Source organism: Rhodococcus sp. NPDC055112, from assembly GCF_053607505.1.
Genome location: NZ_JBSGTR010000021.1, coordinates 29,864 through 51,466, shown reverse-complemented (window position 1 = coordinate 51,466; position 21,603 = coordinate 29,864). Strand labels below are relative to the sequence as shown.

Sequence of the window (21,603 nt, the reverse complement as noted above, 5' to 3'; positions counted from 1 at the left end):
CGATGACCGACCGCCAGAAATGGATCCTGCGCGGTGTTTCTGCCGCTGTGGTGATCGCCGCGCTGGTGGCGGGCACATTGTTCCTGTTCCCGGGGCTCGGGAAGAACCGGATCACCGCGTACTTCCCGACGACCACCGGCATCTACGCGGGCGACGACGTGCGGGTGCTCGGCGTGACGGTGGGCAAGATCGCCAGCATCGACCCCGAGGGTGAGAACGCGCGCGTGGAGATGGACGTCGATTCGGGCGTGGACATCCCCGCGGACGCCAAGGCGATCATCGTGGCGCCCAGCCTGGTGGCGGCCCGTTTCATCCAGCTGACGCCGGTGTACACCGGCGGCGAGACGATGGGCGACGACGCCGAGATCCCGGTGGAGCGCACCGCCGTTCCGGTCGAGTGGGACGAGATCAAGGCAGAGCTCGCCAAGCTCTCCACCGCGCTCGGGCCGGAGGGCGGCGCCGACCAGGGCTCCCTCGGCAGGTTCATCGACACCGCCGCCGAGAACCTCGAGGGCAACGGCGACAGCATCAACAAGACGCTGCGTGAGCTCTCGGACACCATGCACACCCTCTCGCAGGGCCGCACCGACCTGTTCTCCACGATCCGGAATCTGCAGGCCTTCGTGTCCGCACTGTCCGCGAGCAACCAGCAGATCGTGCAGTTCAGCGGCCATCTCGCGTCGGTGTCCTCGGTGCTGGCCGACAACACCGACGAACTCGGGGTGGCGCTGAGCGACCTCAACGTGGCTATGGGCGACGTGCAGCGGTTCGTCAGCGAGAACCGGGCCGGTCTCACCGAATCGGTGGAACGGCTCGCCGATGCCACCCAGGTGCTGGCGCAGAAGCGGCCCGAGATCGAGCGGGTGCTGCACATCGCGCCGAACGCGCTCGCGAATTTCAACAATATCTATCAGCCCGCGGCGGGCTCGCTGACCGGCGTGATCGCGGCGAGCAACGCGAACAATCCCATCAACATGATCTGCGGCATGATCGACGGCCTCGACACGAACGACTCCGGCAAGAGCGCCGACCTCTGCGCGCAGTTCCTGGGGCCGGTGCTGAACTCGGTGAAGATGAACTACCCGGGGATCCTGACGAACCCGGCCACGGGCGTCCAGGCCATGCCGGATCAGTTGACCTTCAGCCCCCCGAGCCTGGAGAACCAGATCCCGGCGCGGGCCGCCAAATCGACGATCAAGCCCATCGCCGGGCCGCTCGCCGGCCTGCCGACCATCAACGTGCCCAAGGATCTCGAGTCCTTGCTCAAGCCGGGAGGTGGCCGATGACACGCACCAGCACCCACCGCCGGGTCGCGATCGGATCGATCGCGTTCGGTCTGACGATCGCCCTCACCGGGTGCGAATGGACCGGCCTGAACTCGGTACCCATGCCCGGCACCGAGGGCAGCGGGGACGGCGCGTACTCGGTGAAGATCGAGATGCCGAACGTGACCACCCTGTCGGAGAACTCGCCGGTGCGGGTGAACGACGTCACGGTCGGCACGGTCGATTCCATCGAGGTGCAGAACTGGCACGCGGTCGTCACGGTCTCGCTGAACGAGGACGTCGTGCTGCCCGCGAACGCGACCGCCAAGATCGGCCAGACCAGCCTGCTCGGCTCGCAGCACCTGGAGCTGGCACCGCCGGTCGGGATCGCACCTGAGGGAACGCTTTCCGACGGGGACGTCATCCCGGAGGCACGCGCGGGCGCCTACCCGACCACCGAGCAGACGCTGTCCTCGCTGTCCGTCGTGCTCAACGGCGGCGGACTCGCCCAGATCAACGACATCACCAGGGAACTCAATGCGGGCCTCGTCGGCCGCGAGGACTCGATCCGCGACCTGCTGCCGCAGCTCGACCAGCTGGTGGGCAGCCTGGACCGTCAGCGCGGCGATATCATCACGGCGATGGAGGGCCTGGACCGGCTGTCCACCAACGTGAATCAGCAGTCCGCGACGCTGACCGCGGCGCTGGACGGTATCCCGCCCGCGCTCGAGGTCCTCGTCGGCCAGCGGCAGAACCTGACCGATGCCCTGATCGCACTGGGCAACCTCAGCACCACCGCGACCCGGGTGATCAACGAGAGCGGCGACGACCTCAAGGCCAACCTGCACTCGCTGGTACCGGTGCTCAATACGCTTGCCAACACCGGGAACTCGCTCACGGAGGTGCTCTCCCTCCTGCTCAGCTACCCGTTCGCGCTCAAGAACCTGGACCAGGTGTTCCGGGGGGACTACGCGAACCTGATGATGTTGATCGACCTGACCGGCAGGCGGTTGGACACGAACTTCCTGACCGGTACCGGACTCGGCGGCACGCTCGGCGGTATCGAGGGCGCGCTCGGCAAGGCCGCAGGCGTGGCCGGGCAGTCGACGAACCCGCTGCAGAGCCCCAGCCCGAAGCCGCCGGCCAAGCCGGCCGCTGCCCCTGCGCCCGCCCCGTCGATCCCCGGCCTGCCCCAGATCCAGCTCCCGCAGATCCCCGGACTCCCGCAGCTAGGAGCACCCAAGCCATGATGCTGTCGAAGTTCGTCCGTGTTCAGCTGGTCATCTTCTCGATCCTCACGGTGATCGGGTTGTCCGTGATGGCGACGCAGTACGTCCAACTCCCGGCGCTGTTCGGGATCGGTCGATACGACGTCACCGTCCAGCTGGAGTCCACCGGTGGCCTGTACCCGCATGCCAACGTGGCCTACCGCGGGACCAATGTGGGCACCGTCGACGAGGTGGTGCTCACCGAGTCCGGTGTGGACGCGAAGCTGTCCATCGGCAGCAAGTACAAGATCCCCGCCGACGTGGACGCGGAGGTCAAGAGCGTCTCCGCGGTCGGCGAGCAGTACGTGGACCTGATCCCACGCGAGGATTCCGAGCCGTACCTGTCGGACGGGGACGTCATCCCCGAGGACCGGACCTCGGTGCCGCAGGAGGTCGGTGCGCTGCTCGACCAGGCCAATACCCTGGTCAAGAGTGTCTCGAACACCCAGCTGAAGCTGGTGGTCGACGAGGCCTTCAAGGCCTTCAACGGCACCGGCCCCGAGCTGCAGCAGCTCATCGATTCGGCGCGGCTGTTCGTCCAGGAGGCCAACGCGAACTCCGACGCGACCGTGCAGCTGATCGATCAGATCGGCCCCCTGCTGGACACCCAGGTGGTCAGCAGCGACGCGATCCGGTCCTGGACCAAGAACCTGGCGACGTTCTCCGATCAGTTGCGCGCCAGCGACCCGGACCTGCGGGCCGTGATCGAGAAAGGCCCCGGCACCGCCGCGGAGGCCAATGCGTTGTTCCAGGATCTGAAGCCGACGCTCCCGCTGCTGCTGGCGAACCTGGTGAGCGTCGGCGAGGTCGGCGTGATCTACAACAAGAGCCTCGAGCAGATCCTGGTGCTGTACCCGCCGATCACCGCGGGGCTGGCGACCGCCGCGTTCCAAGGGCCCATGGAAGAGGGCGCGATCGTGAACTTCATGCTGGAGGTCAACGACCCGCCGCCGTGCACCACAGGCTTCCTCCCGCCCGACCAGTGGCGATCGGGTAACGAGGTGTCCACGCCGGACACTCCGCCCGACCTGTTCTGCAAGGTGGCGCCGAACGATCCCAGCACCGTGCGCGGAGCAAGGAACAGCCCATGCATGGAATTCCCCGGCAGGCGGGCGCCGACCCCGGAGGCGTGCCGCACGGGCTACGTCCCGCTGGGCAACAACCCGCCCAACGGGCCGATCATGCCGGCGAATGTACCCTCGTACACGACAGTTCCCAGCTCCTATGGCGAGTCGGTGGAAGCGCCTGTGACGGCGCGGCCCTACGACCCGAAGACGGGCAAGTACACCGGTCCTGATGGCCGGCTGTATACCCAACCGGCATTGGCGTCGGGGGGCTCGTCCGGAAAGGAGTCGACATGGCAGACGATGATGACCGGTCAGCAGAGCTGACCAACGCGAACAAGCCGGCTCCCCGCAGGCGCGCGAGCCGTAGCGCGGGACCCCCGGTGGAAGACCGGGCCGAGGTTACGGGCGCAACGACGACGGTGACGGCCGAGGCCGCCCCCGAGCAGAGCGCACCCAAGGCCGATGCCGAGGGTGTCACGCCCAAGGCAGCCGAACCCAAGGCGGCAACTGACGCCGAGTCGGTGAGCGCGGAGCCGGCACCGGACGCCGAGCCGGCAGTGGATGCAGAGTCGGTGGACGCCGAGCCGGCTGCGAAGGCACCCCGTCGCCGGCCGACCGTCCCGATGGTCGTGGCTGGTGTGTTGGTGCTGGCGCTGATCGCGGCTGGGATCGTGCTGCTGTTCGACAAGAATGCGGCCAGCGATCGGGACGCCAAGCGGAACGCCTACGTGCAGACCGCGCGGCAGACGGTGCTGAACCTGACCACGATCCGTCCGGAGACCGCCAAGGAGGACGTCGAGCGCATCCTCGCGGGCGCGAGCGGCGACTTCAAGGCCGAGTTCGACGGCCGCCAGGATCCCTTCGTCAGCGTCGTGAAGGAGGCCTCGGTCACCACCGAGGGCCAGATCATCGAGGCCGGACTCGAGCGCGAGGACGGCAACAAGGCGCAGGTGCTGGTCGCCGCGCGGGCCAACGTGACCACGCCCGATCAGTCCCAGTCCGGACCGCGCGACTTCCGGATGCGCGTGACGGTGACGGACGACGGCGGGACCATGACGGCGTCGAAGGTGGAGTTTGTGCCATGAGCGAGGACAAGTCGACCGAGCAGGTCACCCAGGACGAGGCGAGCGAGCAGGTAGTCGAGGTCGAGTCGACCGAGGCGGTCACGGATGCGTCGGCCGGTTCGGACACCACCACGGACACTCCCCGCGGCATGCGGCGCACCGTGCTCGCGGCGGTCGCCGCGGCACTGGTCATCGCCCTCGCCGCGGGCGTCGGGGTGCTGTTCTATCAGCACCTCCAGGACAACAAGACCGAGCAGGCGCGGACCGACGCGGTGGCGGCGGCGGGTGAGCAGGCCGTGGCCATGCTGTCCTACAACTACAACACCGTGGACGCCGACCTCGCCAAGGCCGCGGACGGCCTGACCGGGCCGTTCAAGGAGGACTACAACACGCTCGTGGCCGAGGTGATCGCGCCGGGCGCGAAGGAGAAGAAGCTCTCCGTGCAGGTCACGGTGCAGGGCGGCTCCGTTGTCTCGGCCGATCCCGACGATGCCGTCGTGCTGCTGTTCCTGAACCAGATCACCACCAGCGCCGACGCCCCCGATGCGGCGACCACCGGTAGCCGGGTGCGGATGGAGATGCACAAGGACGGCGACCGCTGGCTCACCGGCCGGCTCACCCCGGTCTAGGCGGCGAAGCGACTCGAACCAACCCGGCGTAGCGGCGGTCATCGTGCAGCTGTTTCGGATCCGCGGTGAAGTGACGATCTGACATGCGTGTGGACTCAACGGGGGATTCCATGTGGGAGGAAGCGACATTTCGCGCGCGAATCGACAATAGCGACCAGCGGCGCAGGTTCCCGGCTGCCTCACCCGACGTCGAGGAGATCGACATCTATCGGCAGGCCGTCAGTGGGCTCGGGGGCGAGGGGCGTGCCCTTGTACTCGGAATGACACCAGAGTTGCGATGTATGGCCGGGCAGGAGTTCGGTCGGCTCACGTCCGTGGATGCTTCCGCTCCTGCCATCGACATCTACCGCGACTGGGTTGGCCCGGGCATTGACGAGCAGATCGTGTTGGACGACTGGGGATCCTTCCTCGCCCAGCATCCTTCGACTTTCTCCGCGGTTTTCGGCGATGGAATCTTCGGGAATGTCCCGAGCGGTGACGATTGCTTCAAGCTGGTAGACCTCATTCGCCGAGCACTCCGCCCTGGCGGTGTATTCGTCACCCGAATGGCGGTTGTTCCGCCGGACTTTCGGGCGGCGGACTGGGAATTCGAAACGCTGCTCGCCCGGTTTCGCGACAACGAGATCGACGATGCCGAGTTCAGTCTCGGTGCCAGATTGTTCGGGTTCTTCGAGGAGGCCTACGACAGAGCGAGCTCGATTCTGGACAATGCCAGGGTATTCGACGAGATCGATGCCGCAGTGGCGACGCTCGGCATCACCGACACGGAGCTGGGGGTCCTCCGGAGATCGGCCTTTCGCGGACTGAACTATCTGCTAGATGTGCCGCGGTGGGAGGAAACGCTCACGGGTGCGTCCTTGGACTTCGGAGTACACCCGCCCCGAGGCAAGCTGTGGCATCAGTACTACCGGATCTACACCTGCCGCGGTGCTTGAATCAGAGTGACTTCTGGAAATAGCGGAACTTGCCACTGGGGCTGAATTCCGGGCACTCGTCAGATCTGCTGAATGTGAAGTGGCCCAAGCCATTTTCGGCGAACAGGTCGGGGAGTTCGCGCAGCACTGCAGTCCACAATTCCTCCGGATCGGTGCCCTCCTGTGCCTCCATGCGGATCTGCATGTGGCTCGGTGAGACCTGCTCGAGCTGAATCAGCCGTACTCCGCCGACCCGCCTGCGCAGGGCCAGCAGGATGAACTGCGCGAGCGCTACCGGTCGGCCGTCCGCCGTTTCGAGAATGTCCCAAGTTCGGCCCTGGACACGGAACGCGGGGTAGCGACTGCCGCAGGGGCACGGGTCCGGCCGCTGGAGGACCGAGTCGGCGAGTTCGTACCGGAGAATGGGTTGCGTGCGCCGGTACAGGACCGTCAGCAGCACGGCGTGGGAACGCTCACCGGGAGGCGTGCGGCGGTGAAGCGAATCGACCGGTTCGAAGATCACCGAATCCGTGTGAACGTGGTGCCAGCCCTCGGTACAACTGTGGCTGAGCCCGGGCGCCTCGGTGCACGCATACGTATCGACGGTCACGGCGCCGAAGGCCGATTCCACCTTCGTGAACTGATCCTCCGGCAGGCCTTCCCCGAGTAGCTGGATGAACCCCGGGTCGATCTTCAGGCGCCCGGCTTCCTTCTCGTTCGCCAGCATGTAGACGGTTCCGGCGCATCCGACGAGTCCAGCGGGCCGGAACTCGTTGAGCGCGTCGACTATGTCCGGCAGCGGGTCTCCGGCATGGATGGCCCGCCGTTTCGTCTCGGTGCCGTCGGAACCGGACTTCCAGACCGAGTACATCGCGAAATGCCCACCCGTAGGGATGACGCTCGCGATTCGCCTCCTTCCGCGCAGCAGACGCACGATGGCGGTCGATCGCACGAGGCGGCGGATGAGCTGACGATTCATCTCCCCGCCGGCCACGGCGGCGGCCGTGCGCATTTCGTCTCGGCTCATCAGGAAGACCCCTGGACGGCCCGACGAACCGGATGTTGTTGCGACGAGATACTTCCCGAGGAAGCCCTCTCCGACCCGAGCGGAGTCGGCGATGAACTCGTCTGTCTCGGCGCGCGTGATCGCGGGGTCGGTCACCCACTCGTCGAAATGTTCCATCAGCGTGGGCTTGTCGGTGATCGGGAGGACCTCGACATCCGAGACATCTTCCGGCAAGCCGTCGTACAGCTTTCGGAAGTAGGGGGAATTCGCTCGCGCGAAGGCGACGGCCTCGGCGAGGCGGAGTCGTTGCAACTCGTCAAAGGAGGGCTGTTCCGAGTTCGTCCGTCCTGGCCGCAGCTTCGTGAATACGTTGCCTACCCCCGCGGGCAATGTTCGTCCACCCATCGGCACAGCCCCTCCAGTCCGCATTCTTACAAATGAGTGTGGCGCTACGCCTTGAGTTCGTCGCCGAGTAGCGCGCCGCCCGCCACCGAATCCCGCGCCAGCGCGTTCAGGAACGACTTGGCCCAGCGGTCCACGTCGTGCGCGAGCACCTGACGGCGCATCGCGCGCATCCGGCGCCTGCCGGCCTCGCGGTCCTGGGTGAGCGCCGCGACCATCTCGTCCTTGACGCCGTCGAGGTCGTGCGGGTTGGCCTGATACGCCTGTCGCAGTTCGGCTGCGGCGCCGGTGAACTCGCTCAGCAGCAGGGCGCCGCCGAGGTCGCTGCGGCAGGCCACGTACTCCTTGGCGACGAGATTCATGCCGTCCCGGAGCGGGGTCACCAACATGACGTCGGCGGCCACGAAGAAGGCGATCAGCTCCTCACGCGGGATCGGTCGGTGCAGGTAGTGCACGACCGGCCTGCCGACCTGGCCGAACTCGCCGTTGATCCGGCCGACCTGCTTCTCGATGTCGCCGCGCATCTGGATGTAGCTCTCGACCCGCTCCCGGCTTGGGGTGGCCAGCTGGACCATGATGTTCTGGGCCGGGTCCATCCGGCCCTCCTCGAGCAGCTCGCGAATGGCGTTGAGGCGGACGTCGATTCCCTTGGTGTAGTCCAGCCGGTCCACGCCGAGCATGACCTTGTCCGGGTTGCCGAGCTCCTTGCGGATCTGCTTGGCGCGGTCCCGGATCGATTTCTTGCGGGAGAGCTCGTCGAGCTGGCCCGAGTCGATGGAGATCGGGAACGCACCGACCCGCACGTTGCGGAAGCCGACCTGGACGACGCCGAGCTTGGACCGGACCCCGACATTGCCCCGCGACGTCGGCTGGCCGGCCAGCCGCCTCGCCAGGTACAGGAAGTTCTGCGCGCCGCCGGGCAGGTGGAAGCCGATCAGGTCGGCGCCGAGCAGGCCCTCGACGATCTCGCGCCGCCAAGGCATCTGCATGAACAGCTCGACCGGCGGGAACGGGATGTGCAGGAAGAACCCGATGGTCAGGTCCGGGCGCAGCATCCGCAGCATCTTCGGGACCAGCTGGAGCTGGTAGTCCTGGATCCACACCGTCGCGCCGTGCGCTGCGGCCGCCGAGGTGGCCTCGGCGAACCGGCGGTTGACCTCGACGTACGCGTTCCACCAGGAGCGGTCGTAGACCGGCTTGACGATCACGTCGTGGTACAGCGGCCACAGGGTGGCGTTGGAGAAGCCCTCGTAGTAGTCGGCGACCTCCTGTGCGCTCAGGCGCACGGGGTACAGCTCGATGCCGTCCTCGACGATGGGACCCAGATCGGTGTCGGGCACGCCCGGCCAGCCGACCCAGGCGCCCTTCTTGCCACGCAGGATCGGTTCGAGCGCGGTGACGAGGCCACCCGGACTGCGCTTCCACCTGGTGCTGCCGTCGGGCAGGGTCTCGAGATCGACGGGCAACCGGTTGGCAACGACAACAAATTCCGAGGCGGAGCCCACAATCTTCCTTTGTTCGGATGCCGCCGCGACCGCGGCCGGCGCCGGCTGACTAGTCGATCTTGGCCGAGGGGCCGATTCCGAGCATAGACAGCAACATCCGGCATTCGTCGGCATCCGTCGCATATGCCGCGACAACTCGCTGTGCCTGGCGGGCGGTCTCGTCCGCTACCGGCTCGAGCTCCTCGTCGGCGATGTCGTTCTCAGTGGTCGTCTTGGCGGCCATGTCGCTTGTTCCTCTCGGGCGGAGTACGCGTGCTGCGGCAGGTCGTACTTGTCCGCGACTCTATGAGAACCGGGCGGTCCGGCGCTACTTCCACGTCAGTTAGGGTGTACTAACTTCAGCGGCGTCGGATCGCCGCACATCATCGGGAGGCTTGATGGGGCGCACACCTGCGCGCGGCGGCGGTGCCGCCAATGGGCGCGGCGGCGGTGCCGGGATTCTCCGGCGGACCGTCGCCAGGAACCGGGGACGGCTCGCGATCGGCACGGCGCTGCTGGCCGTGCACCAGATCGCCGAGACGATGGTGCCCGTCGCCATCGGCATCATCGTCGGCCGCGCGATCTCGACCGGGGACACCGGAGCGCTCGTCGTCTCCATGCTGGGGCTGGCGGCGCTGTTCCTGGTGCTGACGGTGGCCTGGCGGATGGGCGCCCGATTCATCGTGTTCGCGATGCAGAACGAGGCACACCTGCTCCGGGTGGAAGTGGCCGGCCGGATCCTGCACCCCAGGGGTGTGCGGACGGACCTGCGCTCGGGTGAGCTGCTCACCGTCTCGACTTCCGACGCGGATCGGGAGGCCTGGATCCTCGACGTGATCCCGCGCATCGTCGCGGCGCTCGTCGCCGCGGTTGCCTCCGCGGTGACCCTGCTCGTGATCGACGTCCCGCTGGGCCTCGCGGTCCTGATCGGCACGCCGGTGATCCTCGGCCTGATGCAGCTCGCGGCGCCGCTGATCACCCGTCGCGCCACCGCGGCGCAGGCGGCGACCGCCCGCGCGTCGGGGTCGGCCACCGACCTGGTGAGCGGGCTGCGTCCGCTGCGCGGGCTCGGCGCGGAGCGAGCGGCGGCGGCGCGCTACCGCGGTGCCAGCGCCGATGCGCTGCGTTCGACGCTGCACGCGGCCAAGGCCACCGGGATCTTTGTCGGCACCTCGGTGACGGTCAGCGCGCTGCTGGCCGTTGGCGTCGCGGGCGTGGCCGGCTGGTTCGCGCTGCAGGGCCGGATCTCGATCGGCGAGCTGATCACCGTGGTCGGGCTGTCCCAGTTCATCATCGAACCGCTCGGCACCCTCGCGCGGATGCCGGGCTTCCTCGCCACCGCCAGGGCCTCCGCCGATCGGCTCGCGCTGGTGCTCGATGCGGACCCGATGGTCCCTGCCGGGTCGCAGACGTTGCCGCCCCGCGTCACCCTGGAGCTGGCCGATGTCAGCTACCGGTCGCTGCGCGGCCTCGACCTCCATGCGCACCCCGGCGAGCTGGTGGGGGTGCTGGCGCATCGCCCGCAGGATGCGGAGGCGCTGGCGCACCTGCTGTCCGGGCACGTCGCGCCGGACGACCACGGCGGCACCGTGACCGTCGGCGGGGTGCGCCTGGCCGACATCGATCTGGCGCAGGCGCGCGGCGCCGTCCTCGTGGAGCCGCACAACTCTGACCTCTTCGCGGGGACCGTCGGTTCCAACGTGGTGGCGGGCAGCCCGGACGCCGACCACACGGAGGTGCGCCGGGCGCTGACGGCCTCCGCCGCGGTGGACGTCGTCGATGCGCACCCCGACGGGCTGGACCTGCCGGTCACCGACCGCGGCGCGAGCCTGTCCGGCGGTCAGCGGCAGCGGGTGGCGCTGGCAAGGGCGCTGCTCTCGCAGGCACCCGTGCTGGTGCTGCACGATCCGACCACCGCGGTCGACGCGGTGACCGAGCAGGCCATCGCGGAGGGCATTTCGCGGCTGAGGCATGGAGTGAACGGGCACGAGGCCCCCGAACGGGTGCACACCACCGTGCTGATCACCAGCAGCCCCGCGCTGCTGGCGGTCGCGGACCGGGTACTGGTGCTCGACGAGGGCCGCGTGGTCCGCGAGGGCACCCACAGCGACCTCGCCACGGCCGACGAGAACTACCGAAAGGTGGTGCTGCGATGAGCGTCACCGCAGAGCACCGGCCCCTGCTCCCGATCGCGACCGCGGGGGAGAGCTGGGTCTGGCTGCGAGCCGAGTTCGCGCGCGTCCGTCGCCTGACGGGGCTCACGCTCGCCGTCGGGACGGTCGGTGCGGCCGTGTCCCTGGTGCCGATCTACGTGTTCGGGATCCTGGTCGACCGGGTCCAGGCGAAGGCGCCGACCGAGATCATCGTCGGGGTGGTCGCGGTCATCGCCGTCGCCGCACTGCTCGGCGGGCTGTTCGCCGGCTGGGGCTCGGTGCTGATCAGTCGGCTCGGCGAGGGCATGCTCGCGCGGCTACGGGAGCGGACGGTCGAGCGGGCACTGACCCTGCCGATCGCGACGGTCGAGCGGGTGGGCAAAGGGGACCTGCTGTCCCGCGTCGGCGACGACATCTCGGTGATCGGCAAGGCCGTCTCCGACGTGGTGCCGAACCTGGTCTCCGCGGTGTTGCTGGTGGTGCTGAGCATGATCGCGATGCTCGGCATCGACTGGCGGCTCGGGCTGGCAGGCGCCGTGGCGCTGCCGATGTATGCGCTCGCGCTGCGCTGGTACCTGCCTCGGTCGGGCCCGATGTTCGCCGCGGAGCGGGTCGCCATGGGGGAGCGGTCCCAGGCGCTGATCAGCAGCATGCAGGGCGCACGCACGGTCCGCGCCTACGGGCTCGAGGACGTGCATCTGGCGGAGATCGACCGGGCGTCGGGAAAGGCCAGGGACATCGCGACCGGGGTGTTCACCCTCTTCACCCGGTTCGCGGGCCGCGGGAACCGGGCCGAGTTCGTCGGGCTCTCGGTGATCTTGGTGGTGGGCTTCGCGCTGGTGAAGGGCGATCTGGTGACCGTCGGCGAGACCACGGCGGCCGCGCTGCTGTTCCACCGCCTGTTCAACCCGATCGGCATGCTGATGTACACCTTCGGCGAGATCCAGTCGGCGGGCGCCAGCCTGGCGCGACTGGTCGGTGTGGTGAACATCCCGGCGGAGAACGCGTCCCCGTCGGGGGCGGTGCCCGTGTCGGCGGAACTACGCCTGACCGGGGTCCGGCACAGCTACGACGGATCCCGGGAGGTGGTGCGCGGCATCGACCTTCGCATCGAGCCGGGGACGCGGGTGGCGCTGGTCGGCTCGACCGGTGCCGGGAAGACGACCGTCGCGGCCATCGCGTCGGGCTCGGTCACGCCCACCGCGGGCGAGGTGTCCATCGGCGGGGTCCCGCTGGCGGAGCTCGGCGAGAGTCTTCGTGAACAGGTGGTGATCGTGAGCCAGGAGGTGCACGTCTTCGCCGGACCGCTGATCGAGGACCTGCGACTGGCCCGGCCGGACGCGACCGTGGAGCAGGCTCGGGCGGCGCTGGCCACCGTCGGCGCGCTCGGCTGGGCGGATGCCCTCGAGGACGGGCTCGACACCGAGGTCGGCGAGGGCGGACACACCCTGACCGCGGCCCAGGCGCAGCAGCTGGCCCTGGCCCGCCTGGTGCTGGCCGACCCCGCGGTGGCGGTGCTCGACGAGGCCACCGCAGAGGCGGGCAGTGCAGGTGCGCGGGACCTCGAGGTGGCGGCCGAGGCGGCGACCAGGGGGCGCACCACGCTGGTGGTGGCCCACCGGCTCACGCAGGCGGCCACCGCGGATCGGGTGCTGGTGCTCGAGCACGGCGAGGTCGTCGAGGCGGGCACCCCCGACGAGCTGGTCGCGGCGGGCGGACGGTACGCGCAGCTGTGGGCGGCCTGGTCCGGCAGGTAGGACCGGGCCGCCCACGGCCGCCGCCCGAGGTCAGCCCTTCGCGGCGGCGGTGAACCGTTCGCGGATGAAGGACCGGGTTTCGAGGGTGTCGACGATCGCGGAGGCGTAATCGCCGGTGGTGATGCGGCTGTCCCCGGCCTCGTCGGTGATGGGGGTGTCGCGGGCCTCTGCCAGGTACGACCCCGTCTTGTCGCCGGGGACCAGGTGGACAGGGGGAGGGCTGGCGTAGGACCACTCGACCGGGCTGTCCGAGTCGCGGAAGATCCGCAGCGCCTCGGTCTGATCCAGCGCGGTCTCCAGGTACTGCGCGGGGAAGTCGGGGGAGTCGACGAAGCGCTTCCCCGGCGCTGATTCGAGGCTGCCGCCACCGCCCAGGAAGACCAGGCGGTGCACGCCCGCCACCGGGAGGGCCTCGAGGAGGGCCCGCGCGCCGCGCGGCACCAACTGCTCGGGCCCCTTCACGGACACGATCACGGCATCGTGGCCTGCGACGGCGGCCGTGATCGAGGCCGGGTCGGCGACATCGACATCGCTGCTGCCCAGCGGGGTGACCTGATGTCCGCGCGCGGCGGCCTCTCGTGCCACTGCTCCGCCGAGATTGCCGGTGGCGCCGATGATCGCCACCTTCATGCGCGTCTGCCTTTCGAGGAAATGTCCGATGAGGGGGGGCGATCTCGGGGAGGTTCTCCTCCAGGGCGAAGTGGCCGGTGTCGAAGACGTGCAGCTCGGCGTCCGGTAGGTCGCGCAGGTACGCGCGGGCCCCTGGCTCGGTGAAGAAGGCGTCGCCGCGACCCCACAGGATCAGCGTGGGCGGCCGGTGCTCCCGGAGCCACGCCTGCCACTGCGGGTAGAGGGCGACGTTGCTCTTGTAGTCCAAGGCCAGCGCGCGCTGGGCGTCCTTGCGTCCGGGCAGGTCGAGGAAATGCTGGTCGAGGGTCCATCCGTCGGGGGCGATCAGCTCGGGCCTGGTGGTGCCGCCCTCGTACTGGCTGCGGGTCACGGGCAGGGTGAACAGGCCATCGAGCGCGTCTGCGGGCGCGGCGATGGTGTCCAGTGCCAGGTCGGACAGTCCTTCTTCATAGGCGTTGGCGTTCTGCACGATCAGGCCGGTGATCCACTCCGGATGCCGGGTCGCCAGCCGAAGGCCGATCGGGCCACCGAAGTCGAAGAGGTACATGACGAATCGGTCCAGACCCTTCGCGGTGACGAAGGCCTCGATCACGTCGGCCAACCGGTCGAAGGAATAGACGAAGTCGTCGGGCGTCTCGGTGTGGCCGAATCCGGGGTAGTCGGGCGCGATCAGCCGGTAGCGCGAGCCGAGCGCGTCCATGAGTCGACTGAACTGGTGCGAGGCCGTCGGGAAGCCGTGCAGCAGCAGGAGCGGAATGCCATCCTCGGGCCCGGTCTCCCGGTAGAAGACCCGGACGCCTTCGACGTCGACGTATCCGTGGCTGATGCGGGGGATCTGGATCGTCATGCCACATGCCTCTTTCGGTTGATGTTGCATTAGTTATAGCGAGAGCCCAATTAATGTGTCAAGCGCTTCAGGTAGCATTACTTGGATGAGGTTCTTGACAGGCGAGCCGCTGGCGCTGGATCTGGTCAACACGCGCGCACACACCCCGAGCGGCGAGATCGACGCACTGGACACAGGCGAGACCTTTCGGTCCTGGATGGATGCACAGGCCGACCGGCTCACCCCGCTGTCGGAGGCGCCCACCGATGCCGACCGGGCGGCGGTCCGTCAGCTACGTGAGTACGTGGCCGAAGCGGTTGAGCAGGCGCGGCAGGGAGCTCGGCCCTCGCCGGAAACGGTGGAGGCGCTGAATCGGGCCGTCCGGGCGGCACCGCGGTACACGGTCGCGGCCTGGGACGGCGAGAGGCTCGTCGCCGAGGTGCGCCGAGACGGCGACGAACGGGACCGGTTGCTCGCCGGTCTGGCCGAGGCCGCCGTGGAGTTGCTGACCGACCCCGACGTCGTCAAGGTGCGAGGGTGCGAGGGCCCGCACTGCACGCAGCTGTTCCTGCCCGCACACCCACGCCGGCGCTGGTGCTCACCTGCGCTGTGCGGCAACCGCGTTCGGGTCGCCCGCTACCACCAGCGTCACAACGGCTGAGCGTGCCCGGGGCGGGCCGCCCCGCGGTGGAAGCCCTTCCTGTCGTAGAGCAGGGTCACCGTGGCGCCGAGCGTCAGCCCGATCAGCAGGCCGATCAGCGTCATCATCACGGCGTGCGTGAGGTCGCCTGCGCCGCCGCTGGTGAAGTAGAGCAGGGCGCGGGTGCCGAGGAACACCTGATGCATGGGCTCGAAGTTCGCCAGCCAGCCGTAGATCGGTGGGGTCGCCTCGATCGGGATGGTGCCGCCCGAGGACGGCAGTCCGAGGACGACGAACAGGATGAGGTTGACCAGCAGCCCGGCGGTGCCGAACGCCGCGAGCACCGACAGTGCGGTGATGCCGACCGCGGCGATGGCGAAGGTGCCGTACATCCACAACGCGAGCTGGTTGGGGATCGGCATGCCGAGGGCGTGGCCGATGGCGATGTACAGGCCCGAGACGAGCGGGGCCAACACGACCATCACGGCCCACTTGGCCAACAGTGTCCGGAACCGTGAGATCTCGACCGCCGGGTTGTGCACGTACCGCGGACCGAACTCGGTGGGCGCGAAACCCAGCATCCCGTCGGTCAGCGCGTTCACGATCATGCCCCCGGTGAACCCGGCGAGCACCAGCAGGAGCGCGTAGTAGAACGCGGACAGGCCGTTGCCGGTCCCGTCGGGTAGCGGGTTGTGCGCGGTGGTGAGCACCTTGATGGGTTCGGCCAGGCTCAGCCGCGCGGCGCCCGAGAGCGCCGGTGCGTCCGCAATCGCGGCGAGCTGGGCGTTGACCTGCTCGGTCAGCTGCGCCCCGACCTTGTCGTTGACCGCGTTGAGCGCGGGCCAGGCGATGCCCGTGGTCAGTCCGACGCCGAACGTCCCGGCGCGGGGATTGGTGTAGACGGTGATGATCGGCTTCTCGATGTCCCCTGGGATGACGCTCGCCTTGGCCAGGATCAGCAGTCGCTTGGTGAAATCGCTCGGGATGACGATCGCGCCGTAGATCTCGCCGGTGTCCAGCCGGGACTGGGCCTGCGCGATCCCGATCTGCTGCAGGTCGACCTTGTCCGCGGGGACCTTCGTCACCAGCCCCTCGGTGATCTGGTTGCCGAAGTTCTCCGGCTTGTCGCCCTCGGGGGTGGACACCGTGTCGCCCTCGTCCTGGTTGACGATCGCGAGGGGGAAGTCGTGCAGGTTGCCCTTCGCATCGAGGATCCCGCCCAGGTACAGCGCCGCCAGCAGGGACATCAGCAGGGACACCACGACAAGCGGCGCCAACCAGAATCGGGGCGTGCGCACGACATGCGTCGGACGGTCGGTCGAACCTCGCCTCAGCGATGTCACAGGGGCAACTCCTCGTCCGCGGATATTGGTGTGCCGATTGTCGCAGCAACGACGGAGGCCGGCAGCGCATAGCGCCGCCGGCCTCCTCGATCCGTCCCCGGTGTCGCCCGCCGCTAGCGGGCGGCCACCGTCTCCTCGCTCTCGAGCGCCTCAGCCGGCAGCTCGCGCTGCAGCTTCTCGCCCTCGATGTCGACGTTCGGCAGGATCCGGTCCAGCCAGGCCGGGAGCCACCACGCCTTGTCGCCGAGCAGGGCCATCACCGCGGGGATGATCACCATGCGGACCACGAAGGCGTCGAAGAAGACCGCCGCCGCCAGGGCGAAGCCGATCGACTTGATGAACGAGTTCGGCTCCGCGATGAAGGCGGCGAACACCGACATCATGATCAGCGCGGCGGCGGTGACCACCCGCGACCCGTGGGTGAACCCGATCGTCATCGCGTCCTTGGCGGAGGCGCCGTGCACGTACTCCTCGCGCATCCGGGTCACCAGGAACACCTGGTAGTCCATCGCCAGGCCGAAGACCACACCGATCAGGAATATCGGCATGAAGCTGACCAGCGGCTGCGGATTCCCGACCAGCCCGCCCCAGCCGTTCTGGAAGATCGCGACCGTGGCACCGAAGGTGGCCGCGACGCTGAGCAGGAAGCCAAGGGTGGCGGTCAGCGGCACGAGCAGCGATCGGAACACCAGCGTCAGCAGGATGAACGCCAGGCCGACCACCACGAGCAGGTAGGGGATGAGGGCGTCCTGCAGCCGGTCGGAGATGTCGGTCTCGAGCGCGGTCTGACCGGTGACGCCGTAGTTGACGCCGATCTGCTCGTGCATCCCGGCCTCGCCGTCGCGGATGGACTGCATGAGGTCAACGGTCGTCGGGTCGGTCGGTCCGCTGGCAGGCGTGACCAGGATCTGCGCGGTGTCGCCCGCCTGGTTGACGCCGACCACCTGGGCGTTGGCCACATCGGGCTGCTTGGAGATCGTCGTGGCGACGTCGCCGAATGCCTGCATCGCCGGGACGGTGGCGTCCCGTGCGTCGACGACCACCACCAGCGGGCCGTTGCGGCCGGGGCCGAAGCCGTCGTCGATCAGGTCGTAGGCCTGACGGGCGCTGGTCGCGGGGTCGGCGGTCGCCTGGCTCGGCAGGGCCAGCTTGAGGCCCGTCGTCGGCACCGCGAGCACGGCGAGCAGCAGGACGCCGCCGATCAGGGGGACCAAGGGGACGCGTGCGATCCAGCGGGCGTAGCGCATGGACGCTCCCGGCTGCATCGAGCCGGACTCGGGATCCTTGGCCTTGACGAACGGGATCCGGCCCGCGAACACCTTGCTGCCGAACAGCCCGAGCATCGCGGGCAGGAAGGTCAGCGCGATCAGCACCGCGATGAACACGGCGAAACCGGCGGCCATGCCCATGTCGGTGAGGAACTTGATACCGACCACCCGCAGCGCGACGAGCGCGATGATCACGGTCAGTCCGGCGAAGACCACGGCCGATCCGGCGGTGCCGACCGCGCGTCCTGCCGCTTCCTCGCGGTTGTCGGTGACGGTCAGTTCGTGCCGGAAGCGCGAGACGATGAACAGCGAGTAGTCGATCGCGACGGCAAGCCCGATCATGATCGCCAGCGTCGGCGTCATCGATCCGAGTTCGGTGAATCCGGTCGCGATGGTGATGCCGAGGCTGCCGATGCCGACGCCGATGATCGCGGAGATCAGCGGCAGACCCGCGGCGACGAGCGAACCGAAGGTGATCATCAGGACGACCGCGGCCACGGCCATGCCGATCAGCTCGGTTGTGCCTCCCGGGGCCTCCTGGACCTGCGCGGCGCTGCCGCTGAGCTGAACATTGAGCCCGGCGTCGCGGCCGACCTGGGCCGCGGCATCGATCTCGGCGGTCATTTCGTCGGTGACGTCGGTGGCCTCGCCGGTGAAGGGCACGTCGACGTAGCCGACGGTCGCGTCCGCGCTGAGCGAGGACAGGGCCTGTGCGTCGGCGAGGGCGCGGTCGAGCGGCTTGCCGGACTGCTGTGCCTGCTGGGTGACCATCTCGATCAGGCCGTCATGCGCCACGACGGGGTTGACAAGGGCCGCACTCCGCTCGCCGGCGGCGGGCGGAGTGGCGGGGTCGGCCTTCGCGGCAGGCTCGACCTGCTCGATGTCGCGCACCCGGTCGAGCGCCGCGTCCATCGCGGCCTCGTTCACCGGGTCCGTCAGCGTCTGGCCCTCGGGAGCGGCGAAGACGAAGCGCGCGCTGAGCGAGTTGAAGGGGTCGTTGCCCGCGGCCTCGGGGAAGCGCTCGGCCATCAGGTCCTGCGCCTGCTGTGCGGGGGTGCCCGGGATCGAGAACGAGTCGTTGGTCGGCCCGGAGAGGGTCGCGGCGCCGACGCCCATCAGGACGAGGAGGGTGAGCCAGATGGACAGGACCGTGCCTTTTCGCCGATAGGCGAACTTGCCGATCCGATAGAGATAGGTGGCCATGGAGGACCCTTCGTTCGAGGTGGGACGGGTCGGTCAGTGCTGCGTGGAGTGGGAAGGCTGCGGGATGCCCGCGCGGAGTTGGCGGAACGCCTCGGTGACGAGCTCGCCGGGGGTCTCGTACTCGGTGGTGCCCTGCATCCAGAGTTCGATTGCCGCCCTGGCTGCGGCGGCTGAGGCCATCTGCAGCAGGTTCGGGTACAGGTCGCGCTCGATGTCGGTGCCGGTGCGTTCGGCGATCGCCTCGCCGAAGACGCGGGTCACGTGGCCGTCCAGTTCGAGCTGTCGGGCCAGCAGCGCGGGGCTTTCCTTGATGAGGGTCATCACGGCGAAGGTGTCGGTGAGGTCGCGCTCGTGATCCATCACGATCCCGATGACCAGTGCTTCGAGCGAGTCCCAGATGGACTCCTCGGCCGGGCGCTCGTGGAGTCGCCGGACCCACTCGGTCAGTTCGGTCTCCAAGTGATAGAGGATGGCCTCTTCCTTGGACGGGAAGTAGTTGTGGAAGGTGCGCGTGGAGACGCCCGCCTCGGACGCGATGGCGTCCGCCGTCACGCCGTCGACACCGAGGGTCCTGGCGAGCCGGACCGCGGCATCGCTCAGTGCCTGGCGGGTGGCGGCCTTCTTGCGGTCGCGCAAGGGCAGTTCTTGGATCACTCCATCGACTGTACGAATTTTGCAGAACTCTGCAAGGTTGCAGAGCTCTGCAAAATTGGTGTGGTTGCCCACACTCGATGCGGCTCGGTGACGGCCGTCACCGAGCGGGGTCGTCAGCTCAGGTAGCCGCCGCCGTGCGGGAAGAACTCCTTGCCGGTCATCTCGGTGCCGTCGTCGAGGCGCACGCGCTCGATCGACAGGCCCCGGTTGCAGCCGCTCCACGCGTCGGGCCCGGCGACGATGACCATGCCGTCGCCCTCGTGGATGAAGACCCGGCCGGGGGTGCCGCCGTAGCAGCCCTTGGAGACAGAGGACTCGAGGACGCGGATGCGCTGGCCCTTGAAGTGGGTGAACGCGTTCGGGTACGGGTCGGACTGTGCGCGGACGAGTCGTTCGATGACCTCGGCGGGCCAGGTCCAGTCGATCCGGCTGTCCTCCGTGGCGCGCTTGTGGAAGAAGGTGGCCTGCGACCGGTCCTGCGGCGTCCAGTCCGTGCGGCCGGACTCGATGAGGTCGAGGGCGTCGACGGTGATCGGGCCGATCATGTCGACGGTCCGGTGGAACAGGTCGGTGACCGTGTCCTTCGGACCGACCGGGGTGCTGCGCTGCAGGATGATGTCGCCCGCGTCGAGCTCCTCGTCCATCAAATGTGCGGTGAGGCCCACCTCGGGCTCGCCGTTGATCAGGGCCCAGATCAGCGGGGAGAACCCCGTGTACTTCGGCAGCAGCGAGTCGTGGATGTTGAGGGTGCCGTAGCGGGGGGCGTCGAAGACGTCCTTGGGTAGCCAGGTGCGCCAGTTGTTCGCCACGATGATGTCGGGGTCTGCCTGCTTCAGCGCGGCCTTGAAATCCTCGTCGGGCTTGTTCGCGATGTGCACCGGCACCCCGTGCTCGGCGGCCAGGTCGGCGACCGAATCGGCCCACATCCGCTCGTACGCGTGGTCGCTCTTGGGGTGCGTGATCGCAAGCACCACCTCATGTTTGGAATCCAGCAGCGCCTGCAGGGTACGGTGACCCCAGGTCTGGTATCCGAGCGTGGCGACTCTCAACGGGTTCCTCCTGGACGAGCGCGACAATTGCCGTCGAGTGATCGACGCGGGGCTAGCTTAGGCTATCCATAGCGCTGGCACCGGGCCGTGTCCCCGGTTCTCGCCAGAAAGGCTCGTCGATGCCCCTCGCCACGATCAATGGGATTCAGCTGAATTACCAGGTCAAAGGCTCAGGAGATCTGGTCGTCCTGATCATGGGGACCGGCAGCCCCGGCCGGGTGTGGGATCTCCATCAGGTCCCCGCGCTGCTGGCCGCGGGATACCGCGTGTGCACCTTCGACAACCGCGGCATCGCCCCGACTGACGAGTGCGCTGACGGCATCGCCATCGAGGACATGGTCGCGGACACCGCGGCGCTGATCGAGCACCTCGGGGGCCCGGCCCACGTGGTCGGCACCTCGCTCGGTGCCCGCGTCGCGCAGGAACTCGCGCTGGCGCGCCCTGAGCTGGTACGCAAGGCGGTCTTCCTCGCCGCGCACGGCCGCCGGGTCGCGCTGCAGAAGGCGCTGTCCGAGGGGGAGCGGGAACTCGACGCGAAGGGCATCACGCTGCCTGCGAGTTACCGGGCCGCGATCACCGCGGTGCTCAACCTCTCGCCCGCCTCGCTGGTGGATCAGATGGCGGCCCAGGACTGGCTGGACATCTTCGCCTTCTCCAAGGCCGAGACCAGCCGGGGTGTGCGCGCCCAGCAGAACCTCGACGACTTCGGCGACCGCCTCGCGGCCTACCGCCGGATCACCCGGCCCTGCCTGGCGATCGGGTTCGCCGACGACAGGTTGGTGCCCGCTCACCTGGCCGCCGAGGTCGCCAAGGCCATTCCGGGGGCGAACTATGTGGAGCTGCCGGACTGCGGCCACTACGGCTACCTCGAACGCCCCGACGCGGTTAACTCCGCGATCCTGGACTTCCTCACCGGCTAGTACCGGGTAGTTTGCCTACCCTAAGGGTAGGTAGCCTATCCTAAGGTCCGAAATCACGGCG

Annotated in this window: 18 protein-coding genes and 1 pseudogene; 10 read left to right on the top strand and 9 right to left on the bottom strand. The window is 68.5% G+C overall.

The window, feature by feature from the left end:
- Positions 1-2: 2 nt before the first annotated feature.
- The 6 genes from ACWFRB_RS12355 (at position 3) to ACWFRB_RS12330 (ending at position 6,228) form a co-directional block, all read left to right on the top strand.
- Positions 3-1,286, top strand: a complete 1,284-nt coding sequence (locus ACWFRB_RS12355) for an MCE family protein (protein ID WP_452641348.1) — start codon at positions 3-5, stop codon at positions 1,284-1,286.
- On the top strand, positions 1,283-2,515 hold the full coding sequence (locus ACWFRB_RS12350) for an MCE family protein (protein WP_452641315.1): 1,233 nt from the start codon (positions 1,283-1,285) through the stop codon (positions 2,513-2,515). The genes ACWFRB_RS12355 and ACWFRB_RS12350 overlap by 4 nt, the downstream gene beginning before the upstream one ends.
- Positions 2,512-3,924 (top strand): MCE family protein, encoded by a 1,413-nt coding sequence (locus ACWFRB_RS12345; protein WP_452641313.1) that lies wholly within the window; start codon positions 2,512-2,514, stop codon positions 3,922-3,924. The genes ACWFRB_RS12350 and ACWFRB_RS12345 overlap by 4 nt, the downstream gene beginning before the upstream one ends.
- Complete coding sequence (locus ACWFRB_RS12340; RefSeq protein WP_452641312.1) at positions 3,891-4,685, top strand: hypothetical protein; 795 nt, start codon at positions 3,891-3,893, stop codon at positions 4,683-4,685. The genes ACWFRB_RS12345 and ACWFRB_RS12340 overlap by 34 nt, the downstream gene beginning before the upstream one ends.
- Complete coding sequence (locus ACWFRB_RS12335; protein WP_452641311.1) at positions 4,682-5,293, top strand: h domain protein; 612 nt, start codon at positions 4,682-4,684, stop codon at positions 5,291-5,293. Before ACWFRB_RS12340 ends, ACWFRB_RS12335 begins: the two co-directional genes overlap by 4 nt.
- Positions 5,294-5,574: 281 nt before the next feature.
- Positions 5,575-6,228, top strand: coding sequence for a class I SAM-dependent methyltransferase (locus ACWFRB_RS12330; protein ID WP_452641309.1), 654 nt, complete (start codon positions 5,575-5,577; stop codon positions 6,226-6,228).
- A 1-nt stretch (position 6,229) separates the two neighbouring features.
- Here the strand turns inward: ACWFRB_RS12330 and ACWFRB_RS12325 are convergent, their stop codons facing one another.
- The 3 genes from ACWFRB_RS12325 to ACWFRB_RS12315 all read right to left on the bottom strand — a co-directional run bounded on the left by ACWFRB_RS12325 (position 6,230) and on the right by ACWFRB_RS12315 (position 9,343).
- On the bottom strand, positions 6,230-7,369 hold the full coding sequence (locus ACWFRB_RS12325; RefSeq protein WP_452641308.1) for a hypothetical protein: 1,140 nt from the start codon (positions 7,367-7,369) through the stop codon (positions 6,230-6,232).
- A gap of 293 nt (positions 7,370-7,662) precedes the next feature.
- On the bottom strand, positions 7,663-9,120 hold the full coding sequence (locus ACWFRB_RS12320) for an alpha,alpha-trehalose-phosphate synthase (UDP-forming) (protein ID WP_452641307.1): 1,458 nt from the start codon (positions 9,118-9,120) through the stop codon (positions 7,663-7,665).
- 49 nt (positions 9,121-9,169) lie between these two features.
- Positions 9,170-9,343, bottom strand: coding sequence for a hypothetical protein (locus ACWFRB_RS12315; protein ID WP_169310548.1), 174 nt, complete (start codon positions 9,341-9,343; stop codon positions 9,170-9,172).
- Between the two features lie 154 nt (positions 9,344-9,497).
- Here ACWFRB_RS12315 and ACWFRB_RS12310 point away from each other — a divergent pair, with 154 nt between their 5' ends.
- Together ACWFRB_RS12310 and ACWFRB_RS12305 are read left to right on the top strand one after the other, a co-directional pair.
- On the top strand, positions 9,498-11,255 hold the full coding sequence (locus tag ACWFRB_RS12310) for an ABC transporter ATP-binding protein (protein ID WP_452641306.1): 1,758 nt from the start codon (positions 9,498-9,500) through the stop codon (positions 11,253-11,255).
- The gene (locus tag ACWFRB_RS12305) at positions 11,252-13,009 is read left to right on the top strand and encodes an ABC transporter ATP-binding protein (protein ID WP_452641304.1); all 1,758 of its coding nucleotides are present in this window, start codon (positions 11,252-11,254) and stop codon (positions 13,007-13,009) included. The genes ACWFRB_RS12310 and ACWFRB_RS12305 overlap by 4 nt, the downstream gene beginning before the upstream one ends.
- 30 nt (positions 13,010-13,039) lie before the next feature.
- Here ACWFRB_RS12305 and ACWFRB_RS12300 read toward each other — a convergent pair whose 3' ends face one another.
- Together ACWFRB_RS12300 and ACWFRB_RS12295 are read right to left on the bottom strand one after the other, a co-directional pair.
- A complete protein-coding gene (locus ACWFRB_RS12300) occupies positions 13,040-13,639 on the bottom strand; it encodes an NAD(P)-dependent oxidoreductase (RefSeq protein WP_452641303.1) in 600 nt (199 codons plus the stop codon).
- A 112-nt stretch (positions 13,640-13,751) separates the two neighbouring features.
- Positions 13,752-14,339, bottom strand: a pseudogene (locus ACWFRB_RS12295) (alpha/beta fold hydrolase); the annotation flags it as partial.
- 232 nt (positions 14,340-14,571) lie between these two features.
- Here ACWFRB_RS12295 and ACWFRB_RS12290 point away from each other — a divergent pair.
- Positions 14,572-15,126, top strand: coding sequence for a CGNR zinc finger domain-containing protein (locus ACWFRB_RS12290; protein ID WP_452641301.1), 555 nt, complete (start codon positions 14,572-14,574; stop codon positions 15,124-15,126).
- Here the strand turns inward: ACWFRB_RS12290 and ACWFRB_RS12285 are convergent.
- The 4 genes from ACWFRB_RS12285 to ACWFRB_RS12270 all read right to left on the bottom strand — a co-directional run bounded on the left by ACWFRB_RS12285 (position 15,114) and on the right by ACWFRB_RS12270 (position 20,622).
- Positions 15,114-16,439, bottom strand: coding sequence for a YhgE/Pip domain-containing protein (locus ACWFRB_RS12285; protein ID WP_452641347.1), 1,326 nt, complete (start codon positions 16,437-16,439; stop codon positions 15,114-15,116). The two genes, ACWFRB_RS12290 and ACWFRB_RS12285, sit on opposite strands and share 13 nt — an antisense overlap.
- A gap of 122 nt (positions 16,440-16,561) precedes the next feature.
- The gene (locus tag ACWFRB_RS12280) at positions 16,562-18,919 is read right to left on the bottom strand and encodes an MMPL family transporter (protein WP_452641299.1); all 2,358 of its coding nucleotides are present in this window, start codon (positions 18,917-18,919) and stop codon (positions 16,562-16,564) included.
- Positions 18,920-18,952: 33 nt separating this feature from the next.
- Positions 18,953-19,573, bottom strand: coding sequence for a TetR/AcrR family transcriptional regulator (locus tag ACWFRB_RS12275; protein WP_452641297.1), 621 nt, complete (start codon positions 19,571-19,573; stop codon positions 18,953-18,955).
- Positions 19,574-19,686: 113 nt separating this feature from the next.
- Positions 19,687-20,622, bottom strand: a complete 936-nt coding sequence (locus tag ACWFRB_RS12270) for a methionyl-tRNA formyltransferase (RefSeq protein WP_452641295.1) — start codon at positions 20,620-20,622, stop codon at positions 19,687-19,689.
- Between the two features lie 119 nt (positions 20,623-20,741).
- Between ACWFRB_RS12270 and ACWFRB_RS12265 the strand changes: the two genes are divergently transcribed.
- The gene (locus tag ACWFRB_RS12265) at positions 20,742-21,542 is read left to right on the top strand and encodes an alpha/beta fold hydrolase (protein ID WP_452641293.1); all 801 of its coding nucleotides are present in this window, start codon (positions 20,742-20,744) and stop codon (positions 21,540-21,542) included.
- Positions 21,543-21,603 lie beyond the last annotated feature (61 nt).

What these genes read in the sequence shown, in the direction of transcription:
- ACWFRB_RS12355 (WP_452641348.1), top strand. Translation starts at nt 3, where the DNA reads ATGACCGACCGCCAGAAATGGATCCTGCGCGGTGTTTCTGCCGCTGTG.
- ACWFRB_RS12350 (WP_452641315.1), top strand. Translation starts at nt 1,283, where the DNA reads ATGACACGCACCAGCACCCACCGCCGGGTCGCGATCGGATCGATCGCG.
- ACWFRB_RS12345 (WP_452641313.1), top strand. Translation starts at nt 2,512, where the DNA reads ATGATGCTGTCGAAGTTCGTCCGTGTTCAGCTGGTCATCTTCTCGATC.
- ACWFRB_RS12340 (WP_452641312.1), top strand. Translation starts at nt 3,891, where the DNA reads ATGGCAGACGATGATGACCGGTCAGCAGAGCTGACCAACGCGAACAAG.
- ACWFRB_RS12335 (WP_452641311.1), top strand. Translation starts at nt 4,682, where the DNA reads ATGAGCGAGGACAAGTCGACCGAGCAGGTCACCCAGGACGAGGCGAGC.
- ACWFRB_RS12330 (WP_452641309.1), top strand. Translation starts at nt 5,575, where the DNA reads ATGGCCGGGCAGGAGTTCGGTCGGCTCACGTCCGTGGATGCTTCCGCT.
- ACWFRB_RS12315 (WP_169310548.1), bottom strand. Translation starts at nt 9,343, where the DNA reads ATGGCCGCCAAGACGACCACTGAGAACGACATCGCCGACGAGGAGCTC.
- ACWFRB_RS12310 (WP_452641306.1), top strand. Translation starts at nt 9,498, where the DNA reads ATGGGGCGCACACCTGCGCGCGGCGGCGGTGCCGCCAATGGGCGCGGC.
- ACWFRB_RS12305 (WP_452641304.1), top strand. Translation starts at nt 11,252, where the DNA reads ATGAGCGTCACCGCAGAGCACCGGCCCCTGCTCCCGATCGCGACCGCG.
- ACWFRB_RS12300 (WP_452641303.1), bottom strand. Translation starts at nt 13,639, where the DNA reads ATGAAGGTGGCGATCATCGGCGCCACCGGCAATCTCGGCGGAGCAGTG.
- ACWFRB_RS12290 (WP_452641301.1), top strand. Translation starts at nt 14,572, where the DNA reads ATGAGGTTCTTGACAGGCGAGCCGCTGGCGCTGGATCTGGTCAACACG.
- ACWFRB_RS12280 (WP_452641299.1), bottom strand. Translation starts at nt 18,919, where the DNA reads ATGGCCACCTATCTCTATCGGATCGGCAAGTTCGCCTATCGGCGAAAA.
- ACWFRB_RS12265 (WP_452641293.1), top strand. Translation starts at nt 20,742, where the DNA reads ATGCCCCTCGCCACGATCAATGGGATTCAGCTGAATTACCAGGTCAAA.